This is a genomic window from Streptomyces sp. NPDC036813 (genome assembly GCF_055609245.1).
This window is the reverse complement of the sequence record NZ_JBVJPV010000008.1, coordinates 338,153-360,416: the sequence shown is the minus strand read 5'-3', so window position 1 is coordinate 360,416 and position 22,264 is coordinate 338,153. Positions and strand designations below refer to the sequence as shown.

Genomic DNA, 22,264 nt, shown 5'->3' with positions numbered 1-22,264 from the left:
ATAGTCTGAGACCTGATGCCGAGCCGATTGTGGTGAAGTGGATGATCCTATGCTGTCGAGAAAAGCCTCTAGCGAGTTTCATGGCGGCCCGTACCCTAAACCGACTCAGGTGGTCAGGTAGAGAATACCGAGGCGTTCGGGTGAACTATGGTTAAGGAACTCGGCAAAATGCCCCCGTAACTTCGGGAGAAGGGGGGCCACGCTTGGTGAGAGCACTTGCTGCTCGAGCTGGGGGTGGCCGCAGAGACCAGCGAGAAGCGACTGTTTACTAAAAACACAGGTCCGTGCGAAGCCGTAAGGCGATGTATACGGACTGACGCCTGCCCGGTGCTGGAACGTTAAGGGGACCGGTTAGCTCCATTTCGGTGGGGCGAAGCTGAGAACTTAAGCGCCAGTAAACGGCGGTGGTAACTATAACCATCCTAAGGTAGCGAAATTCCTTGTCGGGTAAGTTCCGACCTGCACGAATGGCGTAACGACTTCTCGACTGTCTCAACCATAGGCCCGGTGAAATTGCACTACGAGTAAAGATGCTCGTTTCGCGCAGCAGGACGGAAAGACCCCGGGACCTTTACTACAGTTTGATATTGGTGTTCGGTTCGGCTTGTGTAGGATAGCTGGGAGACTTTGAAGCTCATACGCCAGTATGGGTGGAGTCGTCGTTGAAATACCAGTCTGGTCGTGCTGGATGTCTAACCTGGGTCCGTGATCCGGATCAGGGACAGTGTCTGATGGGTAGTTTAACTGGGGCGGTTGCCTCCTAAAGAGTAACGGAGGCGCCCAAAGGTTCCCTCAGCCTGGTTGGCAATCAGGTGTTGAGTGTAAGTGCACAAGGGAGCTTGACTGTGAGACCGACGGGTCGAGCAGGGACGAAAGTCGGGACTAGTGATCCGGCGGTGGCTTGTGGAAGCGCCGTCGCTCAACGGATAAAAGGTACCCCGGGGATAACAGGCTGATCTTCCCCAAGAGTCCATATCGACGGGATGGTTTGGCACCTCGATGTCGGCTCGTCGCATCCTGGGGCTGGAGTCGGTCCCAAGGGTTGGGCTGTTCGCCCATTAAAGCGGTACGCGAGCTGGGTTTAGAACGTCGTGAGACAGTTCGGTCCCTATCCGCTGTGCGCGTAGGAATATTGAGAAGGGCTGTCCCTAGTACGAGAGGACCGGGACGGACGAACCTCTGGTGTGCCAGTTGTTCTGCCAAGGGCATGGCTGGTTGGCTACGTTCGGGAGGGATAACCGCTGAAAGCATCTAAGCGGGAAGCCTGCTTCGAGATGAGTATTCCCACCTCCTTGAGAGGGTAAGGCTCCCAGTAGACGACTGGGTTGATAGGCCGGATATGGAAGCACGGTAACGTGTGGAGTTGACCGGTACTAATAGGCCGAGGGCTTGTCCTCAGTTGCTCGCGTCCACTGTGTTGGTTCTGAAACCACGAACAGCCCCGTCCGGTTTTCCGGGTGGTGTGGCATGGTTCGACAGTTTCATAGTGTTTCGGTGGTCATAGCGTAGGGGAAACGCCCGGTTACATTCCGAACCCGGAAGCTAAGCCTTACAGCGCCGATGGTACTGCAGGGGGGACCCTGTGGGAGAGTAGGACGCCGCCGAACAATTATTGGGAAAACCCCCGCATCTTCGGATGCGGGGGTTTTCTGCGTTTCAGGGGTGTTTTCGCTCCCCCGGAGGGGAGCCAAAACACCGGGATCAGAGCCGGCCCGCTGCCTTCAGCGCCAGGTATGCGTCGGCGAGTGCCGGCGCCAGGTCGTCCGGGGTGGCGTCGACGACCGTAACGCCGTGGCGGCGGAGTCTTTCGGTGGTGCGGTTGCGTTCCGCCTGCGCCTGGGCGGCTGCGGCGGCCTCGTAGACCGCGTCGGTGCTGCCTCGGGCCGCTGCCATCCGGGCGATATGGGGATCGGACACAGAGGCCACCAGGACCGTATGGCGCTGGGTCAGTTGGGGGATGACGGGGAGGAGCCCTTCCTCCACGGGCGCCGCGTCCAGCGTCGTCATGAGGACGATCAGGGAGCGGCGGGGGGCCGTACGCAGGGTTGTGGCGGTCAGGCCGCGGGCGTCTGTTTCGACGAGTTCGGGTTCGAGCGTCGCCATGGCGTTGACCAGGGACGGCAGGAGGTCGCCGGCCGTGCGGCCCTGGACCAGGGCGCGGACCCGGCGGTCGTAGGCGAGCAGGTCGACGCGGTCGCCGGCGCGGGAGGCCAGGGCGGCCAGTAGGAGTGCGGCGTCCAGGGAGGCGTCGAGGCGCGGGGCGTCGCCCACGCGGCCGGCCGAGGTGCGCCCGGTGTCGAGAACCAGGAGGATGTGGCGGTCGCGCTCGGGCCGCCACGTGCGGACGGCGACGGTGGTCTGGCGGGCGGTGGCACGCCAGTCGATGGAGCGGGTGTCGTCGCCGGGGACGTATTCGCGGAGGCTGTCGAACTCCGTGCCCTCACCGCGTTGCAGGACGCTGGTACGGCCGTCCAGTTCGCGCAGGCGGGCCAGCTTCGAGGGCAGGTGCTTGCGGCTGGTGAACGGCGGAAGGACGCGGACCGTCCAGGGAACCTTGTGGGTGCCCTGGCGGGAGAACAGGCCGAGGGGGCCGTAGGAGCGGACGGTGACGCGGTCGGCCTGGCGGTCGCCGCGGCGAGTGGGGCGCAGGCGGGTCGTGACGCGGCGGCGTTCGCCCGCCGGGACCGTGAGGTGGTGGCGGGAGGCCTCGACCTCCGTGCCGGGGCGCCAGCTGCTGGGCGGCCAGGCGTCGCGCAGATGGGCGCGGAGCGGGCGGCCGGTGGGGTTGGTGACCGTCAGGGTGACGTCGGCGGCGTCACCCAGGCGTACCGAGGTGTCGCCCGAGCGGGTGAGGCCGAGGCGGCGTACGGGGGCGGCGAGGGCGTAGTCGCAGGCGCACGCCAGGGCCAGGGTGCCGTTGACGGCGAGGATGCCCGTCCAGCCGGGTTCCAGGATGCCGACCGGGAGGGAGCCGAGTGCCGCGAGGAGCGCGGCGCGTCCGGTGAGCGCCATCAGCGGGGCACAGGGACGTGGGCGAGGATCGCGGTGATGACGGAGTCGGCGGTCACGCCCTCCATCTCGGCCTCCGGGCGCAGTTGGACGCGGTGGCGCAGCGTGGGCAGGGCGAGGGCCTTCACGTCGTCGGGGATGACGTAGTCACGGCCGGTCAGCCAGGCCCAGGCGCGGGCCGTGGACAGCAGGGCGGTGGCGCCGCGGGGGGAGACGCCCAGGGTGAGGGAGGGCGACTCGCGGGTGGCGCGGCAGATGTCGACGACGTAGGCGGCGATCTCGGGGGAGACGGTCGTCTTGGCGACGGCGGCGCGGGCGGCTTCCAGCTGGGCGGCGTTCGCGACGGGGCGTACGCCGGCGGCGCGCAGGTCGCGCGGGTTGAAGCCGGCGGCGTGGCGGGTGAGGACGTCGATCTCGTCCTGGCGGGAGGGCAGCGGGACCGTGAGCTTGAGCAGGAAGCGGTCCAGCTGGGCCTCGGGGAGGGGGTAGGTGCCCTCGTACTCGACCGGGTTCTGGGTGGCGGCGACGAGGAAGGGGTCGGGGAGCGCGCGCGGGGTGCCGTCGACGGTGACCTGGCGTTCCTCCATCGCCTCCAGCAGGGAGGACTGGGTCTTCGGCGGTGTGCGGTTGATCTCGTCGGCGAGGAGGAGGTTGGTGAAGACCGGGCCGGGCTGGAAGGAGAACTCGGCGGTGCGGGCGTCGTAGACCAGGGAGCCGGTGATGTCGCCGGGCATCAGGTCGGGGGTGAACTGCACGCGCTTGGTGTCGAGTTCGAGGGCCGCGGCGAGGGCGCGCACGAGGAGGGTCTTGGCGACGCCGGGGACGCCTTCGAGCAGGACGTGGCCGCGGCACAGCAGGGCGACGACGAGGCCGGTCACGGCGGGGTCCTGACCGACCACAGCCTTGGCGATCTCGGCGCGCAGGGCTTCGAGGGCGGCGCGGGGGTCGCCCGGCTGTCCGGTCTGCCCGGCGTTGTCAGTGGTCGGGTCCATCATGGACGGCGTACCTCTCTTTCGAGGGCGTCGAGTCGGTCGGCGAGGGTGATCAGGGCTGCGTCGTCGCTGGGCGGCGGCCCGAACAGGAGGGTGTGCAGGGCTTGTTGTCCGTCGCCGTGCAGGCGGGCGGACAGAGCCGGGAGCAGTGCTTCGGGCGTGTGCGCCTGGGTGGTGGGCACGCCGACGAGGGGGGCGAGGCGGGTGCGTGTGGTGGAGCGCAGAGCGGCGGCGGCGCGGTCGCGGGCGTTCGCCTTGCGGTAGAGGCGGGCGCGGCCTTCGGCGGTTTCGGAGGCGCGGATCGCGACGGGGAGTTTTTCGGGAACGAGCGGGCCGAGCCGGCGGGCGCGCCACAGGGCGGCGAGGGCTGCCGCGACGAAGAGTTGCAGGGTGCCCCAGAGCCAGCCGGAGGGGAGCAGGTCGACGAAGGATTTCTGGTCGTCGGGTGTGGTGGCCGAGGTGTCGGAGAGCGAGGGGAGGTACCAGACGAGATGGGGGCGGGAGCCGAGGAGTTGGAGGGCGAGCGAGGCGTTGCCCTGCTCGTCGAGGTGCTCGTTGAGGAGGATGTCGGGCGCGCCGAGGACGACGGTGTCGCCGCGCCCGGTGGTGTCGGGGACGCGTACGAGGGTGGCCAGGCCGTCGCTGGGGTAGCACGCGTCGGCGTCGGCGTGGGTGGTGGTGTAGCGGATGCCGCCGGTGTCGGCGGTGCCCGCGCGTCGGGCGGCGGGCAGCGCGCAGTCGGGTTCCAGCAGGGAGTCGGTGCTGGTGACGGGGTCGGCGGTGACGCCGGGGGCGAGCCGTTCGACGGAGGTGTTGCCGGCGACGAGGAGGGTGCGGCTGCCCGAGCCGACGGTGGACGTGCGCAGTTGGCGTTGCTGACCAGGTGTCAGCAGGTCGGGGACGGCGACCAGGAGGGTGGTGTCGGGGCCCGCGGCGGTGCGGGCCTCGTCCAGGGTGGTGACCACGCGCGTGTGCACGCCGTGGTCGGCGAGGAGTTCGGCGACGGCGCGGCTGCCGGCGGGGTCGGCGGAACGCGGGTCGAGGGAGCCGTGTTTGGCGGTGGAGCGGACCATGGCGATCGCGACGGCCGCCGCCAGGAGCACGACGAGCGCGAGGGCGATGCCTCGGGCGCGGGTGAGGACCTGACGGGCGGTGGGCGAGGCCGAGGTCGTGGGGAGCGTGGCCTCGGTGGTCATCCGGCGGCTCCCTGGCGGTCGTCGGGGGTCGGGCCGGCGGTGCTGGTGGCGAGCTGGGGCTTGGTGCGGTCCAGGTCACGGTCGAGTTCGGCGAGTCGGTGGTACGACTGCTCGCTCGCTCGGCGGCCGCCGTATGTGACGTCGTCGAACTCCCGGGCGGCGGCGCGCAGTCGTTCCAGGTGCGCGGGCAGGGCGCGGCCGGCTTCGTCGGCGGCTTCGTCGGCGGTGCGGCCGGGGCGTACGTCGAGCAGGGCGCGCTCTTCCAGGGAGCGGACGATGGCGCGCATGCGTTCCTGGACGGCCTGGTTCCAGTGGCCTTGGGCGGCGTGTGCCTCGGCGGCCGCGCGGTGTTCGGCGGCGCTGCGGGGCCGGTCGTCGAACAGGGCGGCGGCGGAGACGGGCCGGCGGCGCGGGGTGCCCAGGCGCCACCAGAGGGCGGCGAGGACCGCGAGCACGGCGACGACGATGACGACGAGGCCGACGGTGCCGCCGGGCGTCGCGGTGGTGGCGGCGCTGAAGAGGCGGTCCAGCCAGTCCCAGAAGGCGTTGAGGGCGCGCTGGAGCGGGCTGGGGTCGTCCTGGTGGTACATCCCCTTGGACAGTTCACGGCGGGCGGCCTCCCGCGCGGGGTCGCGCGGTGTAGTCACCGGGGGCTCGCCGTCGGAGCCGGCGCGCGTGAACAGTGATGTGCCGTGCAGGCGCAGCAGTGCGTGTACGGCGGTGTCGGTGGCGTGGGCCAGTGTGCTCGCGGCGGTGTCGGCGGCGCGGGCCAGCGTCGTGCCGGCCGTGTCCGCCGGGTGGGCCAGTGCCGCCGCGGCTGTGTCGGTGGCGTGTGGCCAGGTCGGCACGGCCGTGGCGGCGGTGTGCGGCGGTGCCGAAGCCGCCGTGACGATTCCCCCCGTCAGGCTCACGGCATCAGCTCCTCGGTGTGCTGCCGGCCGGGCCGGTGCTGTGGTCCTGGAGGCCGGCGGCGCGGGCGAGCTCGAGGTCGAGGGCCTCGCGGCGGATGCGCTGGTCGATGTAGAGCAGCACGGTCACGCCGGCGCTGATCGGGAAGGTGATCATGGAGCCGATCACCGAGCCGACGCCGCTGATGATGAGGAACGTCCAGCCGCGTTCGCCCTCCATGAGGCCGGAGACACCGCCCCCGTTCGCGGCGGCGGCGATGAAGGTGAAGGGGATGACGACGAGCGCGGCGACGATGTTCGCGATGATCGCGGCGAGCAACTGGATGCCGAAGACGCGCCACCAGGTGCCGTGTACGAGCTTGTCGGAGCGGCCCATCGACTTGCGGATGCCCTGCTTCTCCAGCATCAGGGCCGGGGAGGCCAGGGAGAAGCGGACCATCAGCCACAGGACGACGACGAACGCGGCGAGGCCGCCGAAAGCGGCGAGCCCCGCTCCGCCGTCCGCGTTGCCGCCGACGGCCACGAGGATGCCGGGGGTGATGCCCACGCCGACGACGACGGCGCCGATGAGGATCAGCAGCCCGATCAGTCCGAAGAGCCTGGGCAGCTGGGTGCGGGCGTCGCGCCAGGCCTCGCCGAAGGTCACCGGCCGGCCGAGGACGGCACGGCTGGTCACCGTGGTGAGCAGGGCGGTCGCCGTGACCGTGCCGATCATGGAGATCAGGAAGATGACCGTCGAGTTGAGCATCGTGTCGCCCAGGGCACGGGTCACCTCGCTGAGGGTGGCGCTGGGGTCGTCGAGGGCGTCGGTGCCCGTGGTGTCGAGGGCGAGGCCCTGCAGCAGGACGGCGAGGACCTCGGTGACGACGGCGACGGACAGCGTGATGCCGAGCACCGTGCGCCAGTAGGTGCGCATGGTGGACACCGCGCCGTCGAGGATCTCGCCGACGCCCAGGGGGCGCAGCGGGATCACGCCGGGCTTGGCCGCGGGCGGCGGCCCGCCCCAGCCGGCCCCCCAGGCGCCGTGGCCGGGGGCGCCGTAGCCGTAGCCGCCGGGAGGTCCGTAGCCGCCGGGGCCCGCCGGGGGCCGGGTGCCCCAGCCGGGGCCCGGTGGTGGGGGCGGCGGGGACTGGCCCGGGCTCTGCTGCCCGGTCGGCGCCGACCACTGGCCGGCGGGTGGCTGCACCTGGGACCACTTCGTGCCGGGGCTCTGCGGGTCCTGAACCGGCTGGTCCGCGGGCTGCTCCGGCTCGGCGGGGCGGGACGCGCCGGGCTCGTGCCCGTCGGACGGGGCGGATCCGGGCGAGGCCCAGCCCGGAGTGTCGTTCATCGTCGCTCCTTCACGGTGCCCGTCCGCGGTCGCGGCGGCAGGTTGGCAGCCATCGTGCCATGGGGTGGTCACCCGGGTACCGGCCGAGGTCGGGCGCGCACATCTTCAATTGTCCGCCGGATACGGGGAAGACTGACGGCATGGCTGATCAGTACGCGCACGCCGGCGAGGACACGCGGCTCACCGGGATCCCCGCGATCCGCTGGGAGGAGCCGCCCGAAGGCCCCGTTCTGGTCCTGCTGGACCAGACGAGACTGCCGACCGAGGAGGTCGAACTGGTCTGCACGGACGCGTCCGCGCTGGTGGAGGCGATCCGTTCGCTCGCCGTGCGCGGCGCCCCACTGCTGGGTGTGGCGGGGGCGTACGGGGTCGCGCTCGCCGCCGCGCGCGGGTTCGACGTGGACGAGGCCGCGACCGCGCTGGCCGGGGCCCGGCCGACGGCGGTGAACCTGTCGGTCGGGGTGCGCCGTGCCGTCGAGGCGTACCGGGCGGCGTTTGAGAAGGGCGCCACTCCCGGGCAGGCCGCGCAGGCGGCGCTGGCCGCGGCGCGGACGCTGCACAGGGAGGACGCCGAGGCCAGCGCCCGCATGGCCGAGCACGGCATGGCGCTGCTGGAGGAGTTGCTGCCCGCCGGAGGGCACCGGATCCTCACGCACTGCAACACCGGGTCGCTGGTGTCCGGTGGTGAGGGCACCGCGTTCGCGGTGGCGCTGGCGGCGCACCGGGCGGGGCGGCTGCGGCGCCTGTGGGTGGACGAGACACGGCCGCTTCTGCAGGGGGCGCGGCTCACGGCGTACGAGGCGGCCCGGCACGGCATGGCGTACACGCTGCTCGCGGACAACGCGGCGGGGTCGTTGTTCGCGGCCGGTGAGGTGGACGCGGTGCTGATCGGGGCGGACCGGATCGCGGCCGACGGGTCGGTGGCGAACAAGGTGGGCAGCTATCCGCTCGCGGTGCTCGCTCGCTACCACCATGTGCCGTTCATCGTGGTCGCGCCGGTGACGACGGTGGACCTGGACACCCCGGACGGGGCGGCCATCGAGGTGGAGCAGCGTGCCGGGTTCGAGGTCACGGAGATCCCGGTGCCACAGGTGCAGGCGAGCGGCCCGGGTGGCGGGGTGCCGGTGGCGCCGCTGGGCACGCAGGCGTACAACCCGGCGTTCGATGTGACGCCGCCGGAGCTGATCACGGCGATCGTCACGGAGGGTGGCGCGCTGTCGCCGGTGACGGGCAAGGGGCTCGCGGAGCTGTGCGCGCGGTCCCGGGAGGGGGCCGCCGGGTAGGCACGCGGCCGGTGCGGTGCTCGCGCCCGCGACGGTCGTGGGCAGACAGTGACCGGTGAGTACGACTATCGTCACGGGCCAGTGACGTGCCTCACCAGGCGCCCCGGTCACTGTTACGAGAATGGGATGATGTCGTTTATGAAGGGACGAGTCCTTGTCGTCGACGACGACACCGCACTGGCCGAGATGCTCGGCATTGTGCTGCGTGGTGAGGGTTTTGAGCCGTCTTTCGTAGCCGACGGCGACAAGGCGCTGGCCGCGTTCCGGGAGGCCAAGCCCGACCTGGTGCTGCTGGACCTGATGCTGCCCGGTCGGGACGGTATCGAGGTGTGCCGTCTGATCAGGGCGGAGTCCGGGGTGCCGATCGTGATGCTCACGGCGAAGAGCGACACCGTCGATGTCGTGGTGGGCCTGGAGTCGGGTGCTGACGACTACATCGTCAAGCCGTTCAAGCCCAAGGAGCTGGTGGCCCGGATCCGGGCGCGCCTGCGCAGGTCCGAGGAGCCGGCGCCGGAGCAGCTGGCCATCGGTGACCTGGTCATCGATGTGGCCGGGCACTCCGTGAAGCGGGACGGGCAGTCGATCGCGCTGACCCCGCTGGAGTTCGACCTGCTGGTGGCGCTGGCCCGCAAGCCGTGGCAGGTGTTCACCCGCGAGGTGCTGCTGGAGCAGGTGTGGGGCTACCGCCACGCGGCGGACACCCGCCTGGTCAACGTGCATGTGCAGCGGCTGCGCTCCAAGGTCGAGAAGGACCCGGAGAAGCCGGAGATCGTGGTGACCGTCCGTGGTGTCGGTTACAAGGCCGGACCGAGCTGACATGTCCAGGGACAGTGCCGCCTCGGCTCCCGGCCGGTCCGGGGTCCGCGCCGGGCGGCCTGTCGGCCGGAAGCCGGTCAGCTCGCGCTGGGCACGGCTGGTGGAGAGCGGGCTCCTGCAGGGCGGGGTGCACGGCAGCCCCGTGGTCCGGCTGTTCATGCGCTGGATACGCCGTCCGCTGCTGCCGGTGATGCGGCTGTGGCGGCGCAACATCCAGTTGAAGGTCGTCGCCACGACACTGCTGATGTCGCTCGGCGTGGTGCTGCTGCTCGGCTTCGTCGTCATCGGGCAGGTGCGCAACGGCCTGCTGGAGGCGAAGGTGAAGGCCTCGCAGAGCCAGGCCGCGGGCGGCTTCGCCGTGGCCAAGCAGAAGGCCGACGAGGCAGCCGCGGGCACCGACGACGGCACCGGTGTCGACACGCGTCCCTCGCAGAACGTCATCGAGTGGATGAGCAACCTCGTCTCGTCCCTCGCCAGCGGCGGACAGGGCGCCTTCGACGTGGTCACGCTGCCCGCCGGCGCCGCCAGCGCGGGCGGACTCGGCCCGCGCGCCTCCGGGTTCGTCAGCCCGTCGGAGAGCGTGCCGCTCGCCCTGCGCGAGCGGGTCGACTCCAGCCCGGGCGCGGCGCAGAGCTACACCCGCATCATCTACAGCAACGGCCGCCCCTCGCAGCCGGCGCTGGTCATCGGCAAGCAGGTCAACGACCCCAACAGCGACCCGTACCAGCTGTACTACCTCTTCCCGCTCACCCAGGAGGAGAAGTCGCTCAGCCTGGTCAAGGGCACGCTGGCGACCGCGGGGCTGTTCGTCGTCGTCCTGCTGGGCGCCATCGCGTGGCTCGTGGTGCGCCAGGTCGTCACGCCGGTGCGGATGGCGGCCGGGATCGCCGAGCGGCTGTCGGCGGGGCGGCTGCAGGAACGTATGAAGGTCACCGGCGAGGACGACATCGCGCGGCTCGGTGAGGCCTTCAACAAGATGGCGCAGAACCTCCAGCAGAAGATCAGCCAGCTGGAGGACCTGTCGCGGATGCAGCGCCGCTTCGTCTCCGACGTCTCGCACGAGCTGCGCACGCCGCTGACGACCGTGCGGATGGCCGCCGACGTCATCCACGAGGCGCGCGAGGACTTCGATCCGGTGACCGCGCGGTCCGCGGAGCTGCTCGCCGACCAGTTGGACCGGTTCGAGTCGCTGCTCGCCGACCTGCTGGAGATCAGCCGCTTCGACGCGGGCGCGGCGGCCCTGGAGGCCGAGCCGATCGACCTGCGCGAGGTGGTGCGGCGGGTGGTCAGCGGGGCCGAGCCGCTCGCCGAGCGCAAGGGCACGCGGATCCGGGTGGTCGGCGATCAGCAGCCCGTGGTCGCCGAGGCCGATGCCCGGCGTGTGGAGCGCGTCCTGCGCAACCTCGTCGTCAACGCCGTCGAGCACGGTGAGGGCAGGGACGTGGTGGTCAAGCTGGCCGCTGCGGGCGGAGCGGTCGCGGTCGCGGTGCGCGACTACGGCGTCGGGCTCAAGCCCGGCGAGGCGACCCGCGTGTTCAGCCGCTTCTGGCGCGCCGACCCGGCACGCGCGCGTACCACGGGCGGTACGGGCCTGGGCCTGTCGATCGCCCTGGAGGACGCGCGGCTGCACGGCGGCTGGCTGCAGGCGTGGGGCGAGCCGGGCGGCGGCTCGCAGTTCCGGCTGACGCTGCCCAGGACCGCCGACGAGCCGCTGCGCGGCTCGCCGATACCGCTGGAGCCCAAGGACTCGCGGCGCAACCGCGGGCTGAACGACGCAGGGGCCGCGCGCGGCGGCGGGGAGAAGACGGCCACCGTGCCGGCCCAGCCGGCGGCCGGTGAGCAGCGGCCCGGGCTGCCGTGCCGGACGCAGCTGCCGCCCCGGCCGGCCGGGTCCGCGGCCACCGCCGACCCGACGGCCCTGCCCGGCAACGGCGCGCGCGTGGTGCCCCGGCCCGGCGGCGCGGCGCCACGCCAGGACGGTGCGGCGGGTGGGGAGCCCGCCAAGGGCCGGGCGGACGCCGCCGTGGCCCGGCCCGACGACTCGGACACACAAGGGGAGGCCTTCCGTGGGCGCTGACCGCGAGGGGGGCGCCCGGCGCACGCCGGCGCGCGCGGTGGCGTACGCCGCCTGTGGGGTCGTTCTGCTGGCGGGCTGCGCGTCGATGCCCGACAGCGGGGACCTGCGGGGCGTGGAGTCCACGCCGCGGCCGGACTCGCAGGTGCGGGTGTTCGCGATGCCGCCCGCGGAGGGCGCGCCGCCGGCGGACATCCTGCAGGGCTTCCTGGAGGCGCTGACCAGTGACGATCCGGGCTATGCGACGGCACGGCAGTACCTGACGCCGCACGCGGCGCGGGCCTGGCAGCCGGGTCGGGCCACCACGGTGCTGGAGGACGGCCCCAGCACGCAGGCCGCCCGCTCCGCCAGCCGGGAGGACGCCGACGACGCCGCCTTCACGCTGACCGGCACCCGGGTCGCGACGGTGGACGCGCAGCAGTCGTACCGGCCCGCCGAGGGCCCCTACCGGCAGACGGTGCACCTGACACGGGACGACAAGACGCAGCAGTGGCGCATCGACGGACTGCCGCAGGGCGTCGTCATGGGCAAGTCGGACTTCCAGCGCAACTACATGTCCGTCAACAAGTACTACTTCGCGTCCAACGTGGCCGCCACGAACGGCGAGACCACGGCCGTCGCCGACCCCGTCTACGTACGCGAGCGGGTGGATCTGATGACGCAGGTCGTGCGCTCCGTGCTGCAGGGCCCCACGTCGTGGCTGCGGCCGGTGGTCCGCTCCAGCTTCCCCACCGGCACCGACCTGGCGCGAGGTACGGCCGCCCTCGCCCCGGACGACCAGAACAAGCTGACCGTGCCGCTCAACGACAAGGCCGCGCGGGTCGGCCGGGCCCGGTGCGACGAGATGGCGGCGCAGCTGCTGTTCACCCTGCAGTACGTCACGCCCACGGTGAACGAGGTCGAGCTGCGCTCCGGCGGCGAGCACCTGTGCTCCCTCACCGCCGATCAGGCCGAGGCGGTGGCCGCCCGCGGCTCGACCGCGCACCCCGACTACGTGTACTTCATCGACGACAAGAGCCGGCTGGTGCGGCTGGCCACCGGCGCCGCCGGCACCAGGGCCGAGCCGGTGCCGGGCGCCCTGGGCCAGGGGGTACGGCCGCTGCGCGCGGCCGCCGTGTCGCGGGACGAGCGCGAGGCGGCCGGCGTCAGCAGCGACGCGAGCGCCCTGTACGTCGGCTCGCTGGTCTCCAGCAGCTCGCTCGGCAGCGCGGTGGTGACCAGTCATGGCGCGACGCCCGCGGACCGGCTGACGACGCCCAGCTGGGACGCGAACGGCGACCTGTGGGTGGCCGACCGCGACCCCGTCCATCCGCACCTGTGGCTGTTGCAGCAGGGCGGCGGTACACCGGTGGACGTGGCCGTTCCGGGCCTGGACGGGCGCATCCGGGAGGTCCGGGTGGCCGCGGACGGGGTGCGGATCGCGCTCGTCGTGGAGAAGGACGGCAAGCAGTCGCTGTTCGTGGGGCGGATCCAGCGCCCCGACGACAAGGACGGCACCGGGCCCGAGGGCGCGCACCCGGCGGTGTCCGTGCTGGAACTGCGCCCCGCCACGCCCGGCTTGGAGGAGATCAAGGCGATGTCGTGGTCCGGCGACAGCCGGCTCGTCGTGGTCGGGCGCGAGGCGGGTGGTGTGCAGCAGATGCGGTACGCCCAGGTCGACGGCTCCACCCCGGAGGGGCCGCCGCCGGCCGCGTTGTCCGGCGTGGAGGACATCGCGGCCGCCGAGGACGACCGGGTGCCGCTGGTGGCGTACTCCGGTGAGGACGGCATCGTGCGGCTGCCGTCGGGGACGCAATGGCAGAAGCTCGTGAAGAGCGGTACGGCGCCGGTGTACCCGGGCTGATCAGGGCGCTCGGGAGTTTTCCACAGGGCGTTGTCCACAGGGGTGGCCGGGGCTTCGCGGGCTTGGCACAGTGGTCCTATGCGGGGGTGGTGGCAGGACCTCACCGACCTGGTGCTGCCGGTCGAGTGCGCCGGCTGCGGGCGGCCTCGTGCGGTGCTCTGCCCCGAGTGCCGTACGGCGCTGAGCGGGGCCGTGCCGTGCCGGGTGCGGCCGGAGCCGCAGCCGCCGGGCCTGCCGGCCGTGCACGCGGCGGCACCCTATGCGGACGAGGTGCGGGCGCTGCTGCTCGCGCACAAGGAGCGGGGTGTGCTGGCGCTGGCCCGGCCGCTGGGCGAGGCGCTGGCGGCGGCGGTGCGGGCCGGGCTCCGGCAGGGCGGCGCGTCGGGTGACGCGGGGGCGGGTGGGTGCGTGCTGCTCGTGCCGGTGCCGTCGGCGCGTGCGGCGGTGCGGGCGCGCGGGCACGACCCGGCGCGGCGGATCGCGCTGGCGGCGGCCGGGGAACTGCGCCGGGGTGGGATGCCGGCCCGGGTGGCGGCCGTGCTGCGGCAGCGGCGGGCGGTGGCCGACCAGGCGGGGCTGGACTCGCGGGAGCGGCTGGCGAATCTCACCGGGGCGCTGACCGTCGTACCCGGTGGCGGGCGGCTGCTCGCGCGGGGCCCGGTGGTGCTCGTGGACGATCTGCTGACGACCGGAGCCTCGCTCGGTGAGGCGGCGCGAGCGGTGCGTGATACCTGCGTGTCGCCCGTGTACCCGCGAGCCTGTGGGGAAGGACGAGAGGAACACGAAGCCGCTGTGCCGGAAGGGAGACCGGATCGGGCGCACGTGAGGTGGGGAATGCCGGATGAGGACCGCGCGGCTCGTGTCGTCTGCGCGGCGGTGGTCGCGGCTTCTCCGGATGCTTTCGAAATAAACCGGAACTGATCGAGAACCTCTGTCGTTGCAGGTAATGAGGGGTCAATTCACCTGAAGGGAGGTACACGTCAGGAGAGGGTGACGACATCCGGCCGGGCGAGATATGTTCGGTTGTGAGGGAAAGCCGCAGGCCATGCCCCTCGTTTCCGAATGCCGTGCCGCGGGTTTTGAGTAATCATCCGCAGCACAGGGGGTGTAGATCTTGCCCATGGGGGAGGAGGAGGTGAAAGTCACCGAGTCCGAGGTTCCGGGCCACACCGGAGCCTGGTGCAAAAGGGAGATGCCCCGCCGGTGAGGCGGGGTGATCCGGGAACGGAGTTCTGCGTGGACATCGTCGTCAAGGGCCGCAAGACCGAGGTGCCCGAGCGGTTCCGGAAGCACGTGGCCGAGAAGCTGAAGCTGGACAAGATCCAGAAGCTCGATGCCAAGGTGATCAGCCTCGACGTCGAGGTGTCCAAGGAGCCCAACCCCCGACAGGCCGACCGATGCGACCGAGTGGAGATCACGCTCCGCTCCCGCGGTCCGGTGATCCGGGCGGAGGCGGCTGCCAACGATCCGTACGCGGCACTCGACCTGGCGGCGGAAAAGCTGGAAGCCCGGCTGCGCAAGCAGCACGACAAGCGGTTCACCCGCCGCGGAGCCAAGCGGATCAGCGCGGCAGAGGTCCCCAACCACGTCCCGGGCGTCGCAACGCTCAACGGGAACGGCCATCCCGTCCCGGCGGAAGAGCCGGACAGCGTGCCCACCAAGAAGATCGGCTCGCTCGAGGTGCAGGGCGACGGCCCCCTCGTCGTACGCGAGAAGACCCACGTCGCCGCCCCCATGACACTCGACCAGGCCCTCTACGAGATGGAACTGGTCGGCCACGACTTCTACCTCTTCGTCGACTCCGAGACCAAGGAGCCCAGCGTCGTCTACCGGCGCCACGCCTACGACTACGGCGTGATCCACCTCAGGACCGACACGATGGTCACCGAGGCGTCCTCCCCTGACGCGGGCGGCTCGCTGGGCGGTTGACCCTCCGTACGACAGCCGGGCCGGTGCCCCTGGAGCGCGGCGTGCGCCCCCAGGGGCACCAGCGTGCGCCCCTTCGCCCACCGCTGCGTCACCGCGTTGTCCCCGAGGCATGGAATCATGGCCGCAACGGCTCAACCGGTGGGTCGTTGCCTTGGGTTGGCGATGGCACAGGACCACAGGCCACAGCCTTCAGGGGGAGGAACGATGGCGGACACCTTCGGACCGATGCGGGACGAGGACGCCGATGACGGCGTCGTCGGCATGAGCCCGGGCGCGGCGGGCTCCGCACGCAGCGAGCCGATCAGAGTCCTGGTCGTGGACGACCATGCCCTCTTCCGCCGCGGCCTGGAGATCGTGCTCGCCGCCGAGGAGGACATCCAGGTCGTCGGCGAGGCCGGCGACGGCGCCGAGGCCGTGGAGAAGGCCGCCGACCTGCTGCCCGACATCGTGCTCATGGACGTACGCATGCCCAAGCGTGGCGGCATCGAGGCCTGCACCTCCATCAAGGAGGTGGCCCCCAGCGCGAAGATCATCATGCTGACGATCAGCGACGAGGAGGCCGACCTCTATGACGCGATCAAGGCGGGCGCGACCGGCTACCTGCTCAAGGAGATCTCCACCGACGAGGTGGCCACCGCCATTCGCGCGGTGGCCGACGGCCAGTCGCAGATCAGCCCTTCCATGGCCTCCAAGCTGCTCACCGAGTTCAAATCGATGATCCAGCGCACCGACGAGCGCCGACTGGTGCCCGCGCCGCGGCTCACCGACCGTGAGCTGGAGGTGCTCAAGCTCGTCGCCACCGGGATGAACAACCGCGACATCGCCAAGGAGCTGTTCATCTCCGAGAACACCGTGAAGAACCACGTGCGCAACATTCTGGAGAAGCTGCAGCTGCACTCCCGGATGGAGGCCGTGGTCTACGCGATGCGGGAGAAGATCCTCGAGATCCGCTGAGCGTTCCGGCGAGCGTTCCCGTTGATCGCTCGGGTGATCGCTCCGGGTGGGTGTCAGGCCGTCAGCCGGGCCAGCTCGGCGACCAGCGCCTCGCGCAGCTCCGGCACCTCGACACGCTCCACGCGTACGTCCGTGCAGTCCACCCACGACGCCGCCTCCACCAGCGCCTGGGCGACCGCTGGAACGGCCTTCTTCCCGTCCAGGGTGACCTGCTTGGCGACCAGCGTGGCCCCCGCGCGCGCCGGGTCGACACGGCCCACGAGGCGGCCACCGGCCAGGACCGGCATCGCGAAGTAGCCGTGGATCCGCTTGGGCCGCGGGACGTAGGCCTCCAGGCGGTGGGTGAAGCCGAAGATCCGCTCCGTGCGCGCCCGCTCCCAGATCAGGGAGTCGAACGGGGACAGCAGCGTGGTGCGGTGCCGACCGCGCGGCGGGGTCCCCAGGGCCGCCGGGTCCGCCCAGGCGGGGCGGCCCCAGCCCGCCACCGTCACCGGCACCAGACCCGAGTCGGCGATCACCGCGTCCACCTGCTCGGCCTTGAGCCGGTGGTAGTCGGCGATGTCCGCGCGCGTGCCCACGCCGAGCGCCTCGCCCGCCTGGCGGACCAGACGGCGCACGCACTCGGTGTCGTCCAGCTCGTCATGCAGCAGCTCCGCCGGGATCGCGCGCTCGGCCAGGTCGTAGACGCGCTTCCAGCCGCGGCGGGTCACGCAGACCACCTCGCCGTACATCAGCGCGCGTTCGACGGCGACCTTGGTGCCGGACCAGTCCCACCAGTCGTTCGTCTTCTTGGCGCCGCCCAACTCCGTCGCGGTCAGCGGGCCGTCGCTGCGGAGCTGCTTGATGACCTGGTCGTAGGCGCCGTCGGGCAGCTCGTGGCTCCAGTGCGGGCGGTTGCGGTAGGCGCGGCGGCGGAAGGCGAAGTGCGGCCACTCCTCGGCGGGGAGGATGCACGCGGCGTGCGACCAGTACTCGAAGGCGTGCGCGTCCGTCCAGTAGGCCTGCTCGACGGTCTTGCGGCCCACGGCGCCGAGGCGGGCGTAGGGGACGAGCTCGTGCGAGCGGGCCAGGACGGAGATGGTGTCGAGCTGGACCGCGCCGAGGTGCCGGAGAACACCGCGGACGGCTGCGCCGGAACCTGTGCGGCGGGCGTACGACGGCGTGCCGAGGAGGCCCTGGGCCCGAAGGGCGATGCGGCGGGCCTCGTCTGCGGTGAGCTCTGCTGTGGGGCGCGGGGTCGTCATGTTCGGCACGATAGGGGTGGGCACTGACAGGGCGCGATGAGCTGGAGGTTCTCGCCGAGTGGGGTGGGGTGCTCCGGCCGGGTGCGGCTACGCGGGCTCCGCGCGGGCCGGCAAGTAGGGCGCCGTCGAGGGGAGGTTGAGGTCCGAGGGGAGCAGGGAGCCGACCCAGCAGTCCCGGCGTACGCCCTTGTTGTTGAGCGCGGAGCGCAGCGTGCCCTCGATGGTGAAACCGGCCCGTTCCGCCACCGCGCGGGAGGCGTGGTTGCCGACCTCGGCTCGCCATTCGACGCGGTCGACGGCGAGGTGGGTGAAGGCCCAGCGGGTGGCGGCGACGGTGGCCTCGGTGAGGTAGCCGTGGCCGCGGTGCTCCTTCGCCGCCCAGTAGCCGACCTCCGTCATGCCCAGGGAGCGCATCGTCAGGGCGAGCATTCCGGTCAGCTCACCGCCGGGCAGGAACACGCCGAAGGTGCACATCGAGGCGTCGGCCCAGCCCTCCGGGACCGTCTGCTCGGTGAAGGCACGCGCGTGCTCGGGGAGGTAGGGCGAGGGGATGGTCGTCCAGCGCTGGATGTCCGGGTCCTGGGCGGCGGCGTACACCGCGTCGGTGTCCTGCGGGCCCACCGTGCGCAGGACGAGGCGGTCGGTGGCGAGCGTGACGGGTTCCATCGGCCGATTCTGCTCGGACCGCTCGGTGACCGCCATCCCTTTGCTCTGGGTGAGCGGGCGATCACATTTCGCGCAATTCGTCGACGCCATCCGGCACCATCGGCGCGGCTCGGCCGTTGTCCTCTTTGAAGGAGATTTGAAGCAGAGCAGAGAAGGAGTGGACGGTCCTCGTCCCGGCAGGCCTCCCGGCGCGGCGGGGTCCTCGCATACGATGGCCGTTGCTCAGTAAGTCAAGTGGTAACCGACCGTCCCAGGCCCGACCGGCAAGGAGACCAACCCCCGTGTCCGTCCTCTCGAAGATCATGCGTGCAGGCGAAGGCAAGATCCTGCGCAAGCTGCACCGCATCGCGGACCAGGTCAACTCCATCGAAGAGGACTTCGTCGACCTCTCCGACGCCGAGCTGCGGGCCCTCACCGATGAGTACAAGCAGCGGTACGCCGACGGCGAGAGCCTGGACGACCTGCTGCCCGAGGCGTTCGCCACGGTCCGCGAGGCCGCCAAGCGCGTCCTCGGCCAGCGCCACTACGACGTGCAGATGATGGGCGGCGCCGCCCTGCACCTGGGGTATGTGGCCGAGATGAAGACCGGTGAGGGCAAGACCCTCGTCGGCACCCTGCCCGCCTATCTGAACGCCCTGTCCGGCGACGGCGTGCACATCGTCACGGTCAACGACTACCTGGCCGAGCGCGACTCGGAGATGATGGGCCGCGTCCACCGCTTCCTGGGTCTGTCCGTCGGCTGCATCCTCGCGAACATGACGCCGGCCCAGCGCCGCGAGCAGTACGCGTGCGACATCACCTACGGCACGAACAACGAGTTCGGCTTCGACTACCTGCGCGACAACATGGCGTGGTCGCAGGACGAACTGGTCCAGCGCGGGCACAACTTCGCCATCGTCGACGAGGTCGACTCCATCCTCATCGACGAGGCCCGTACGCCGCTGATCATCTCCGGCCCGGCCGACCAGGCCACCAAGTGGTACGGCGACTTCGCCAAGCTGGTCACGCGCCTCAAGCGCGGCGAGGCCGGAAACCCGCTGAAGGGCATCGAGGAGACCGGCGACTACGACGTCGACGAGAAGAAGCGCACGGTCGCCATCCACGAGTCCGGCGTCAGCAAGGTCGAGGACTGGCTGGGCATCGACAACCTCTACGAGTCGGTGAACACCCCGCTGGTCGGCTACCTCAACAACGCCATCAAGGCCAAGGAGCTGTTCAAGCGCGACAAGGACTACGTCGTCATCGACGGCGAGGTCATGATCGTCGACGAGCACACCGGCCGTATCCTCGCGGGCCGCCGCTACAACGAGGGCATGCACCAGGCGATCGAGGCGAAGGAAGGGGTGGACATCAAGGACGAGAACCAGACGCTCGCCACGATCACCCTGCAGAACTTCTTCCGCCTCTACAACAAGCTGTCCGGCATGACCGGTACGGCCATGACCGAGGCCGCGGAGTTCCACCAGATCTACAAGCTCGGCGTGGTCCCGATCCCGACCAACCGCCCGATGGTCCGCAAGGACCAGTCGGACCTCATCTACCGCACCGAGGTCGCGAAGTTCGAGGCGGTCGTCGACGACATCGCCGAGAAGCACGAGAAGGGCCAGCCGATCCTCGTCGGCACCACGTCCGTCGAGAAGTCCGAGTACCTCTCGCAGCAGCTCAGCAAGCGCGGCGTCCAGCACGAGGTGCTCAACGCCAAGCACCACGAGCGCGAGGCGCAGATCGTCGCCCAGGCCGGCCGCAAGGGCGCCGTGACGGTGGCCACCAACATGGCCGGCCGTGGTACGGACATCAAGCTCGGCGGCAACCCCGAGGACCTCGCCGAGGCGGAGCTGCGCCAGCGCGGCCTCGACCCCGAGGAGCACATCGAGGAGTGGGCGGCGGCCCTGCCCGAGGCGCTCAAGCGCGCCGAGCAGGCCGTCAAGGCCGAGAAGGACGAGGTCGAGAAGCTCGGCGGCCTCTACGTGCTCGGCACCGAGCGGCACGAGTCGCGGCGGATCGACAACCAGTTGCGCGGTCGTTCCGGCCGTCAGGGCGACCCGGGCGAGTCCCGGTTCTACCTGTCGCTGGGTGACGACCTGATGCGGCTGTTCAAGGCGCAGATGGTCGAGCGCGTGATGTCGATGGCGAACGTCCCCGACGACGTGCCGATCGAGAACAAGATGGTCACGCGCGCGATCGCGTCCGCGCAGGCGCAGGTGGAGACGCAGAACTTCGAGACGCGCAAGAACGTCCTGAAGTACGACGAGGTGCTCAACCGCCAGCGTGAGGTCATCTACGGCGAGCGCCGCCGCGTCCTGGAGGGTGAGGACCTGCACGAGCAGATCCAGCACTTCATGGACGACACCATCGACGCCTATGTGCAGGCCGAGACCGCCGAGGGCTTCCCGGAGGACTGGGACCTGGACCGTCTGTGGGGCGCCTTCAAGCAGCTCTACCCGGTCAAGGTGACCATCGAGGAGCTCGAGGAGGCGGCCGGCGACCGGGCCGGGCTCACCGCCGAGTTCATCGCCGAGTCCATCAAGGACGACATCCACGACCAGTACGCGGCGCGTGAGGAGCAGCTCGGCTCCGAGATCATGCGGGAGCTGGAGCGCCGGGTCGTGCTGTCGGTGCTGGACCGCAAGTGGCGTGAGCACCTGTACGAGATGGACTACCTCCAGGAGGGCATCGGCCTGCGCGCGATGGCCCAGAAGGACCCGCTGGTCGAGTACCAGCGCGAGGGCTTCGACATGTTCACCGCGATGATGGACGGCATCAAGGAGGAGTCCGTCGGCTACCTGTTCAACCTGGAGGTCCAGGTCGAGCAGCAGGTCGAGGAGGTTCCGGTCGAGGACGTCGTGCCGGCCGCGGGTGTCCAGGACGCGGTGCCGGCGCAGGCGGGTGCCTCGCGTCCGGAGATCCGGGCGAAGGGGCTGGACGCGCCGCAGCAGCGGAACCTGCACTTCTCCGCGCCGACCGTGGACGGCGAGGGCGGGATCATCGAGGGTGACCTGCCGACCGACGAGGACGGCGTGCGGTCCGAGACGGACGGACTGACGCGGGCGGAGCGGCGCAAGCAGCGGGGTGGGCGTCGCCGTAAGAAGTGACGTGCGCTGCGCGGCTTTTGCCGGGTGACGTGAGCTGAGGGGCCGGGTACCTGTCGGGTGCCCGGCCCCTTGTCGTTCTTCTGTCGTTCTTCGCCGTCGGGTCAGTCCGTGTCCGGGCGGCGGGGGCCGCCCGTGTCGACCGCTGTGCAGCGCCAGCGGTGGTCCTGGCCCCGTTCCAGGCGGAAGGCCAGGGCGCTCAGGCGGTTGCCCGTGGTGATGCGGGCGAAGACCTCCAGGGCGCCGGGGTGGACCTCGTAGTAGCCGAGGTCGTGGACGACCGGTTGGGGGCCGCGTGCGGTGCGCAGAGGGCCGCGTTCGGCCAGCCAGGCCAGTTCGTCGTAGGCGCGGCCGCGGGTGTGGCCGAGCATGAAGTGGACGGGGCGCCGGCCGGTGAGGACGGCGAGGAGGCGTTCGGCGAAGAAGTCCGTGGGGACGGGGGCCGGCGGGGTCGTCGGTGGGCGGGTGTCCGTGGGCCGGGTGCGGGCGCGGGGGGTGCGGCCCGGGCCGGCCGGTGGCCGGGCGCCGGAGGTCGTGCGGGGTGGGGTGCCGCCCGGGGTGCGCGGGGGAGTGCCGCTCGGCCGGGTGGTGTCGCGGCGGCCGGTCGGGCGGGTGCCGGAGCGGCGCTGCAGCCTGGTCATGACCTTGTTCATTCGTGTCCCCGTTTCACGGCGAGCCGGTCGATACCGCTCGGTAACTTGTTGTCACGGATCTTGTACGGCTGGTGAGGGCCGGGCAAGCGACGGATCCGCCGTCGAGGGCCGGGTGAAGGTTCACTTATCCGGGTGACGGGGTGACGCCGACCCCGCCGCCGGGTGGGCGGTGGAGGGTGAACCGGCGGACGGGGATGGACGCCTGCGGGACGGGGGACAGGAACCCGAAAGGGGACCGTCCCACGTATCCTGAAGTCCCTTTGACCACGAGAAAGCGG

At 71.1% G+C, this 22,264-nt stretch carries 16 protein-coding genes and 2 rRNA genes; 10 read left to right on the top strand and 8 right to left on the bottom strand.

Going from position 1 to position 22,264, the window contains the following annotated elements; all coding sequences use genetic code 11:
- Nucleotides 1–1,397: ribosomal RNA gene (locus tag ACZ67Q_RS19445) — 23S ribosomal RNA — on the top strand; the annotation flags it as partial.
- Nucleotides 1,398–1,490: 93 nt separating this feature from the next.
- Nucleotides 1,491–1,607, top strand: a 5S ribosomal RNA gene (gene rrf, locus ACZ67Q_RS19440).
- Nucleotides 1,608–1,701: 94 nt separating this feature from the next.
- Here rrf and ACZ67Q_RS19435 read toward each other — a convergent pair.
- From ACZ67Q_RS19435 to ACZ67Q_RS19415, 5 genes are all read right to left on the bottom strand, one after another.
- A complete protein-coding gene (locus tag ACZ67Q_RS19435) occupies nucleotides 1,702–3,012 on the bottom strand; it encodes a DUF58 domain-containing protein (RefSeq protein ID WP_471183423.1) in 1,311 nt (436 codons plus the stop codon).
- On the bottom strand, nucleotides 3,012–4,001 hold the full coding sequence (locus ACZ67Q_RS19430; protein ID WP_471183421.1) for an AAA family ATPase: 990 nt from the start codon (nucleotides 3,999–4,001) through the stop codon (nucleotides 3,012–3,014). The genes ACZ67Q_RS19435 and ACZ67Q_RS19430 overlap by 1 nt, the downstream gene beginning before the upstream one ends.
- Complete coding sequence (locus ACZ67Q_RS19425; protein WP_471183418.1) at nucleotides 4,001–5,197, bottom strand: DUF4350 domain-containing protein; 1,197 nt, start codon at nucleotides 5,195–5,197, stop codon at nucleotides 4,001–4,003. Before ACZ67Q_RS19425 ends, ACZ67Q_RS19430 begins: the two co-directional genes overlap by 1 nt.
- Nucleotides 5,194–5,970: a DUF4129 domain-containing protein gene (locus ACZ67Q_RS19420; RefSeq protein ID WP_471183461.1), complete on the bottom strand. Its 777-nt coding sequence runs from the start codon at nucleotides 5,968–5,970 to the stop codon at nucleotides 5,194–5,196. The genes ACZ67Q_RS19425 and ACZ67Q_RS19420 overlap by 4 nt, the downstream gene beginning before the upstream one ends.
- Before the next feature lie 142 nt (nucleotides 5,971–6,112).
- Nucleotides 6,113–7,435 carry a hypothetical protein gene (locus tag ACZ67Q_RS19415; RefSeq protein ID WP_471183416.1) on the bottom strand — a complete coding sequence of 441 codons (1,323 nt, stop codon included), beginning with the start codon at nucleotides 7,433–7,435 and terminating at the stop codon, nucleotides 6,113–6,115.
- Between the two features lie 140 nt (nucleotides 7,436–7,575).
- On the opposite strand from ACZ67Q_RS19415, the gene mtnA reads away from it, so the two are divergent.
- From mtnA to ACZ67Q_RS19380, 7 genes are all read left to right on the top strand, one after another.
- A complete protein-coding gene (mtnA, locus tag ACZ67Q_RS19410) occupies nucleotides 7,576–8,718 on the top strand; it encodes an S-methyl-5-thioribose-1-phosphate isomerase (RefSeq protein WP_471183414.1) in 1,143 nt (380 codons plus the stop codon).
- Nucleotides 8,719–8,844: 126 nt separating this feature from the next.
- Nucleotides 8,845–9,534: a two-component system response regulator MtrA gene (gene mtrA, locus ACZ67Q_RS19405; RefSeq protein ID WP_009188938.1), complete on the top strand. Its 690-nt coding sequence runs from the start codon at nucleotides 8,845–8,847 to the stop codon at nucleotides 9,532–9,534.
- Between the two features lies 1 nt (nucleotide 9,535).
- Nucleotides 9,536–11,611: an MtrAB system histidine kinase MtrB gene (mtrB, locus tag ACZ67Q_RS19400; RefSeq protein ID WP_471183412.1), complete on the top strand. Its 2,076-nt coding sequence runs from the start codon at nucleotides 9,536–9,538 to the stop codon at nucleotides 11,609–11,611.
- Entirely contained in the window at nucleotides 11,601–13,451 is a 1,851-nt protein-coding gene (locus ACZ67Q_RS19395; RefSeq protein WP_471183409.1) for an LpqB family beta-propeller domain-containing protein, read from the top strand. Before mtrB ends, ACZ67Q_RS19395 begins: the two co-directional genes overlap by 11 nt.
- A 78-nt stretch (nucleotides 13,452–13,529) precedes the next feature.
- On the top strand, nucleotides 13,530–14,372 hold the full coding sequence (locus ACZ67Q_RS19390; protein ID WP_471183408.1) for a ComF family protein: 843 nt from the start codon (nucleotides 13,530–13,532) through the stop codon (nucleotides 14,370–14,372).
- A gap of 315 nt (nucleotides 14,373–14,687) precedes the next feature.
- Nucleotides 14,688–15,380 carry a ribosome hibernation-promoting factor, HPF/YfiA family gene (gene hpf / locus ACZ67Q_RS19385; protein WP_469813250.1) on the top strand — a complete coding sequence of 231 codons (693 nt, stop codon included), beginning with the start codon at nucleotides 14,688–14,690 and terminating at the stop codon, nucleotides 15,378–15,380.
- 204 nt (nucleotides 15,381–15,584) lie between these two features.
- The gene (locus ACZ67Q_RS19380) at nucleotides 15,585–16,334 is read left to right on the top strand and encodes a response regulator (RefSeq protein WP_391676480.1); all 750 of its coding nucleotides are present in this window, start codon (nucleotides 15,585–15,587) and stop codon (nucleotides 16,332–16,334) included.
- Nucleotides 16,335–16,387: 53 nt separating this feature from the next.
- Here ACZ67Q_RS19380 and ACZ67Q_RS19375 read toward each other — a convergent pair whose 3' ends face one another.
- Both ACZ67Q_RS19375 and ACZ67Q_RS19370 read right to left on the bottom strand, forming a co-directional pair.
- A complete protein-coding gene (locus ACZ67Q_RS19375; RefSeq protein ID WP_471183407.1) occupies nucleotides 16,388–17,578 on the bottom strand; it encodes a winged helix-turn-helix domain-containing protein in 1,191 nt (396 codons plus the stop codon).
- Between the two features lie 87 nt (nucleotides 17,579–17,665).
- On the bottom strand, nucleotides 17,666–18,244 hold the full coding sequence (locus ACZ67Q_RS19370) for a GNAT family N-acetyltransferase (RefSeq protein ID WP_471183405.1): 579 nt from the start codon (nucleotides 18,242–18,244) through the stop codon (nucleotides 17,666–17,668).
- 281 nt (nucleotides 18,245–18,525) lie between these two features.
- Here ACZ67Q_RS19370 and secA point away from each other — a divergent pair, with 281 nt between their 5' ends.
- Nucleotides 18,526–21,336, top strand: a complete 2,811-nt coding sequence (gene secA / locus ACZ67Q_RS19365) for a preprotein translocase subunit SecA (protein ID WP_471183402.1) — start codon at nucleotides 18,526–18,528, stop codon at nucleotides 21,334–21,336.
- A gap of 101 nt (nucleotides 21,337–21,437) precedes the next feature.
- On the opposite strand, the gene ACZ67Q_RS19360 is transcribed toward secA, so the two are convergent.
- Nucleotides 21,438–21,986 carry an Rv3235 family protein gene (locus ACZ67Q_RS19360; RefSeq protein WP_471183400.1) on the bottom strand — a complete coding sequence of 183 codons (549 nt, stop codon included), beginning with the start codon at nucleotides 21,984–21,986 and terminating at the stop codon, nucleotides 21,438–21,440.
- Nucleotides 21,987–22,264: the final 278 nt, after the last annotated feature.